This is a genomic window from Limnohabitans sp. Jir72 (genome assembly GCF_003063575.1).
GTDB lineage: Bacteria > Pseudomonadota > Gammaproteobacteria > Burkholderiales > Burkholderiaceae_C > Limnohabitans_A.
The window spans coordinates 1-1,431 of sequence record NZ_NESC01000031.1; the positions used below are offsets into that span (position 1 = coordinate 1).

General features: G+C 53.2%; 1 protein-coding gene. It reads left to right on the plus strand.

The annotated features are described in order from the left end of the window. Nucleotides 1-95: 95 nt before the first annotated feature. Nucleotides 96-1,130: an IS110 family transposase gene (locus tag B9Z52_RS17460; protein ID WP_108415115.1), complete on the plus strand. Its 1,035-nt coding sequence runs from the start codon at nucleotides 96-98 to the stop codon at nucleotides 1,128-1,130. Nucleotides 1,131-1,431: the final 301 nt, after the last annotated feature.

A 1,431-nucleotide genomic window follows, 5' to 3' on the forward strand; every position in this document is an offset into this window, starting at 1 on the left:
GTAAGCAATGGGATGGACGCTCCCACCTACACGGCATCGAAATGTGCCAAAGTGGAGATGCAAATCAACCACTTGAACAGACAGGAGCGTCCGACATGAAGGTTACAACAGTAGGCATCGATCTGGCCAAAAATGTGTTTCAACTGCACGGGGTCAATGAGTATGGCAAGACCGTAATCAAGAAGCAGATTCGGCGCGATCAGATGGCCGAGTTCTTCGTAAATCTGCCTGCTTGCCTTATTGGCATGGAGGCCTGCGGTAGTGCACATCACTGGGCTCGCAAGTTGCAAGGCTTTGGCCACACAGTCAAGTTAATGGCGCCTCAATTCGTCAAGCCCTACGTTAAGACCAACAAAAACGACTCAGCCGATGCTGAGGCAATATGCGAAGCTGTGGCCCGGCCTAATATGCGCTTTGTGCCGATCAAGAACATCGAACAGCAGGCGGTTTTGGCTCTTCATCGGGTCCGTCAGGGCTTTGTAAAGGCACGCACGGCCCAGGCTAACCAGATTCGAGGTTTGTTGTCGGAGTTTGGCCTAATCGTTCCACAGGGAATTGGCTACATCGCGTCCCGTGTGCCTGAACTTATTGAAGATGCCAGCAATGAATTGCCAGGTTCATTCCGAATTCTCGTTCAACGGTTGCTTGATCACCTCAAGGAGCTTGACCGCCAAGTCGATGAACTAGAGATGCAGATCGTCAAATGGCATCGCCAAAGTGATGCCAGCAACAAACTGGCACAAGTTCCTGGCATTGGCCCCATTACTGCCAGCGCGCTGGTGGCTTCACTGGGGGATGCGAAGAACTTTGACGGTGGCCGTCAGGTTGCCGCATGGCTGGGCCTGGTGCCCAAACAGCACTCGAGTGGCGGCAAACAAAATCTGCTGGGTATCAGCAAACGCGGCGATACTTATCTGCGAACCCTATTGATTCACGGTGCGCGTTCAGTGATTTACCGAGCGCAGCACAAGCCTGAATCCTGCAGTTGGATTAACGGGGTGGTTAGTCGGCGGAACAAGAACGTAGCGGCCGTGGCGCTGGCCAATAAAAATGCGCGCATCGTGTGGGCCTTATTGGCCAACGAGCGAGAGTTCCAGCCTGACTACACGACCGCCAAAGTGGCCACATAGTCAATCCGGCCAAGTGAAGTAATGTAATAAGAAATCCAGACAGGGAGAGCTTTACCACCGATTGCTCAGGCAATCATGAAGTGATGGCAAGACAGGTTAGACCGTGGTTGGCAAAGCCCGTGCCGGACGAGGCACCCAGAGTGCGTGTAAGCGATTGAGGCGTCAACCAGCGAATCCCATCAGGGACAGTGGCCAAAAGTCACACCAAAAGTCCGAATGTACGGGTGCAATCTTTACCTTCGAGTCGTCATGAATTGAAAGCTTGGCAAACCGGGAGCGTCCATGTACGTCCGGCCATCCC

What these genes read in the sequence shown, in the direction of transcription:
- B9Z52_RS17460 (WP_108415115.1), top strand. Translation starts at nt 96, where the DNA reads ATGAAGGTTACAACAGTAGGCATCGATCTGGCCAAAAATGTGTTTCAA.